Genomic DNA, 4,598 nt, shown 5'->3' with positions numbered 1-4,598 from the left:
TTAGATCCATTAGGACGTATAGTTATACCAATGGAGTTAAGGCGCACGTTGGAAATTGAAGAAAAGACACCATTAGAGATTTATGTAGAAGGTGAAAAGATTATCTTGAAAAAATATGAAGCGCATGGTGCTTGTGCAATAACAGGTGAAGTATCTGATGAAAATATTACTTTAGCAGACGGAAAGATTACGCTAAGTCTAGCAGGTGCAGAGATTATAATAGAGCAATTACAGAAGAATCTTGTAAAATAATTGGCTCCTTTTAGAGGGGCTTTTTTAAGATATCTCTATATAATTTCACGTACCGTATTTTTAATAAATAAATTAAGATACTTCATCAAGGGATTCTTTCCCTGTTTTGAATTCTGTGTGCTACGATAGTTCTATATTCTCGTTTTAACAGTAATAGGGGTAGCGCCACATTGCTATCAAGCTAATTTTCCAAAGTACCCTCTAAACGAAAAATTTGTGTTTGTTATAAAACCGACATTCATTTTTATCGTTTTGGGGAACAACTAATTTTTTTAGTTAATGGACACATGGTAGGTGCCAAGCTGAACGTTGATTTTTAACCATTAATACTGGTCTTGCTATATTTTCTCATAAATTAACACATATACAACATCTACTCCCTTTATATCTATCTATACCTTTTGCTATTGGTGTGTAGTACAGAAATAATAGTGTTGTTTAATTTTGTTCTCCAAAAGACAATAACCTCCTACCTGTTGATTTGGTAGGAGGTTATTAAAGTTATTTAAAACTCAATCTGATAAGTTTAAATTAAGATGATAATTCCTTTAATGTATCATGTAATTTAAACTTTCTAATTTGATATGCAGCAATTAACCCTGCACATGTTCCCAATAATATACTAACTATGACCAAAGATAATATTTGTAGGTAAGGAATATCTACTATCTTTAAATCCAAACTAGGTAACACAATATAACTAAATATAATTCCACCAAACGCTGCAATAATGCTTGCTATTACTCCTAAAAAAGTACCTTCTAACCAAATAATTTTTTTCATTTGTCCGGGAATTGCACCAACAGCTCGAATCATACTTATTTCAGCACGACGTTCATATATACTTGCTATAATTGCATTCATTAAACCAATACCAGAAATTACAAAAATAATACCAACTAATAACTGAATCAATAGTAACATTTGATTTAACAATGTTAGCTGTTCCTTTAATAAATCTGTACTATTAATAAGTTCTATATTAGTTCCATTCTTCATAACTTGGTTAACCTTCTGTTGTATTTCATTAATATTCTTATGAGAATCTACCATTATTTCTATAGATTCATAACCTTTTATTTGGAAGTTCTTTTTTGCCCATTCCTCATTAACAAATACTCCCATTGTATTCATTTGTAAACTTTGTTCTAATATCGATGTAATTTTAATAAACTGTGGCTCATGACCTGTTGATTGCACTTTGATTTTGTCATTTATTTTTATCCCTAAATAATCAGCTGTTTTCTTTGAAAGAATTCCTTCGCCCTCTTTTAGAGGTTCTTCTAAACTTCGCCCTGATGCTACTTTAATTTTTTTTATCTCATTAAATGCAGCTAAATCTATTCCAGAAACCTCCATAATATTTGGGCTAACATCATTCTTACGCACGAATTCGTACCATTCAGGATCAGCCTTTTTGAAATCATAATCAATTAATTCAGATTTGGTATCTGTTGCAATAGCTGCTGTATTTTGTACACCTTTAATTTGCTTTATTTTTTCTAACCATTCAAAAGGAATATGTTCATTTGCTCGACCTAACATTGGTACTCGAATAGATAAATCGGCTGGCATGCTTTTCTTTATCCCTTGCCTCATACCTTCCTGCATTGAATTCATATACATACTTCCCACCAACGCTAACATAAATCCAAAAGATAATATTGCAACTGAAATCGCTGCTTTTTGTCTATTACGTATCACGTTTCGACTACTTATGGAAGTTTCTATACGAAAGACGCGCTGGAAAGGTTTAGTGATTATTGGTGTAATAACTCTAATGATGAACGGTATAGCAAACAATAAACCTATTACAAATAAAAATGCTCCTATAGGTCCAATATTTACTTTAATTAACTTCTCTAAGAAAGTTGCACAAGTTCCAATGCCAATACCAACTATCGCTACAAAGAAACTAATTATACTTATTTTCTTTTCCTTTTTATTTACAGACAAAATCACAGGTCTAAAAGCTTCTACAGGTGGAATTTTTCTTATAGACATCGCTGGAATAATAGACCCTATAATAGACATCATAATTCCTACAATAAAAGTTGAAATTAATAGGCCCCATGAGATTATAAAAGTCTCACTATCAACAGTTGCCCCTCCTATCCACCTATTAATCAATCCCGATACTAAACGATAAAATAAAGTACCCATTGTAACTCCTATTAAGGAACCTATACTACCAATTATTAAAGACTCAAGTAGGACTACACCTATTATTTGAACAGATCCACTTCCAAGGGCACGTAATAAGGCCCATTGTTTAAGACGATCACGTACAGATAAGAAAAAGCTTCCCATGACTAAAAGAGCCACAACAAATAGGGCAACTCCACCTAGTCCCCAAATTAAAGGTTTCATTACATTTAAGCGTTCAAATGCTTTATCAATATATAAACGTTGATCAATTTTCACGCCATTTAACACGCTTTTTATTTCCGAAACTAAAAGGGCTTTTTCATTAGCATTAGCCGCTTTTATTTGCACTAAATTATATTTATTTTTCAAATTCAATTCATTTTGTAGCCACTGAATAGGAAAGAATGCAGTTTGCTTCATTGCAGACATTGTTGGTGGATTAATAATACCAACTACTGTTACTGTTTTTTTATTAAAAGGTGGAAAAGGCATTTCAATTTTTTCACCTAATTTAATCCCATTTTTCTCTACATAGGATTTTGTAATCGCAACTTCTGCTCCTTTCTCTGGATATCTCCCTTGATCAATCTTATAAGCACGGATTTCAGGTGAATTTGGTTCGACTCCCCAATACGCCGGTTGGTTTAAAATTTCCGGTTTATTAGGTATTACATATGGTATTAATACCTTTGATACAGTTTTAAGGTTTTTAATATTTTTTATTTGATCTACTTCTTTGTCATCTAAATATTGATCATTTTTCATATAACCGAATTGCAAATTGTAGTCACCGTAATTGTTCTTAACTTGCTGTTTTACTGTTTCTTCGACAGAATTATTTCCTAGTAACAACATTGTGGCTAACATAACACCTAAAGCTGTACCAAGGGCAATAAGTGATGTTCTTAATCGGTTTTCCTTAATTGATTTTATAGCATATTTGAAAATCCACATTTTCAAAACCTCCCATTCTATTGAAAGTGTGTGTTCATTATTTCTTGAATACGCTTAACTTTCTCTGAAATCTTTTCGTTAGTTTCCTCGTATTCATGAATTATTAAACCATCCAATAGAAAAACAACCCTGTCCGCATGAGCTGCTACAAAAGGATCATGTGTTACTACAACTGCCGTTTGATTTAAGTCATCACAAGCATTCCTAAGTACAGTAATTATATTTTTACTATTTTCAGAATCTAATGCTCCTGTCGGTTCATCTGCTAATATAATTTCAGGATCATTAGCAAAAGCTCTAGCAATCGCTACTCGTTGTTGTTGACCTCCAGAAAGTTGAGAAGGAAGATTTTCCTCCTTGCCTTCTAAACCAACAATTTTCAAAAGTTTTTTTGCTTGATTTGTGGCTTTTTGTTGTTCGACATTATCCAATAATAAAGGAAGGGTAACATTTTCTTCCGCATTAAAAATAGGTATTAAGTTAAACTGCTGAAAAATGAATCCTATTTTCCTTCTTCGGAATAGTGCCAATTCTTTTTCATTCATCATTGAGATTTCTGTATCCCCTATTTTAACTTCTCCTTTTGTCGTTTGATCTATCCCCCCAAGTAATTGCAACAAAGTAGTTTTACCTGAGCCACTCGCACCCATGATACATAGGAATTCTCCTTGCTTTACTTCAAGATTTACCCCTTTCAGGATGTTTATCATTTTCTTTTCAATGAAAAATGATTTCTCTAAATTCTTAACTTCTATAATCCCCATAAATGTCTCCCTATATTAGTATTTATAAAACAACAGGTATCTATTACTTTCTTCTTAATGAAAAAGTAATAGATACCTGTTGTTTTATAGTATATTAAGGTTTAATTAGCACTCTACTTATTCACCTGGTGTACTATCTTTGCAAATACCACCAACTACAGTGTAGGAGTAGTTATTTAACCAAACTTCAAAACCACAGCCTTTTACTACGTCAAAAGCATTTCTGAATTCGTCAATTGTTAGGAAATAATATTTTTCGCAAATAATTGTTCTAATTACTTTTTTAGTTGAAATTACATATTTTATACCATAATATTCCTTATGATATAATACTATTAAAATATATTCAATAATATTTTTGTATTTTTTGACAATTTTCTACACCTTTTATATTTCTTATACCTTTGATCCTGCCGTATGCTCATCGAGCTAAAGAAAAATTGTATCTATAAAACGAAAAAAACGCCATCCTTACTATTT

Annotated in this window: 3 protein-coding genes; 1 reads left to right on the top strand and 2 read right to left on the bottom strand. The window is 31.7% G+C overall.

The annotated features are described in order from the left end of the window. Positions 1-252 (top strand): AbrB/MazE/SpoVT family DNA-binding domain-containing protein (locus BPMYX0001_RS28845; RefSeq protein ID WP_244268573.1); only part of this gene is annotated, 252 nt, incomplete at its 5' end. Between the two features lie 531 nt (positions 253-783). Here the strand turns inward: BPMYX0001_RS28845 and BPMYX0001_RS28840 are convergent. Together BPMYX0001_RS28840 and BPMYX0001_RS28835 are read right to left on the bottom strand one after the other, a co-directional pair. After that, the gene (locus BPMYX0001_RS28840; protein WP_006097675.1) at positions 784-3,354 is read right to left on the bottom strand and encodes an ABC transporter permease; all 2,571 of its coding nucleotides are present in this window, start codon (positions 3,352-3,354) and stop codon (positions 784-786) included. A 17-nt stretch (positions 3,355-3,371) separates the two neighbouring features. Next, positions 3,372-4,118 (bottom strand): ABC transporter ATP-binding protein, encoded by a 747-nt coding sequence (locus tag BPMYX0001_RS28835; RefSeq protein WP_002130391.1) that lies wholly within the window; start codon positions 4,116-4,118, stop codon positions 3,372-3,374. Positions 4,119-4,598 lie beyond the last annotated feature (480 nt).

The organism is Bacillus pseudomycoides DSM 12442, from assembly GCF_000161455.1.
Classification (GTDB): Bacteria; Bacillota; Bacilli; order Bacillales; family Bacillaceae_G; genus Bacillus_A; species Bacillus_A pseudomycoides.
Note: the sequence above shows the minus strand (reverse complement) of the source record. Positions and strands in the feature narration are given on the sequence as shown.

What these genes read in the sequence shown, in the direction of transcription:
- BPMYX0001_RS28840 (WP_006097675.1), bottom strand. Translation starts at nt 3,354, where the DNA reads ATGTGGATTTTCAAATATGCTATAAAATCAATTAAGGAAAACCGATTA.
- BPMYX0001_RS28835 (WP_002130391.1), bottom strand. Translation starts at nt 4,118, where the DNA reads ATGGGGATTATAGAAGTTAAGAATTTAGAGAAATCATTTTTCATTGAA.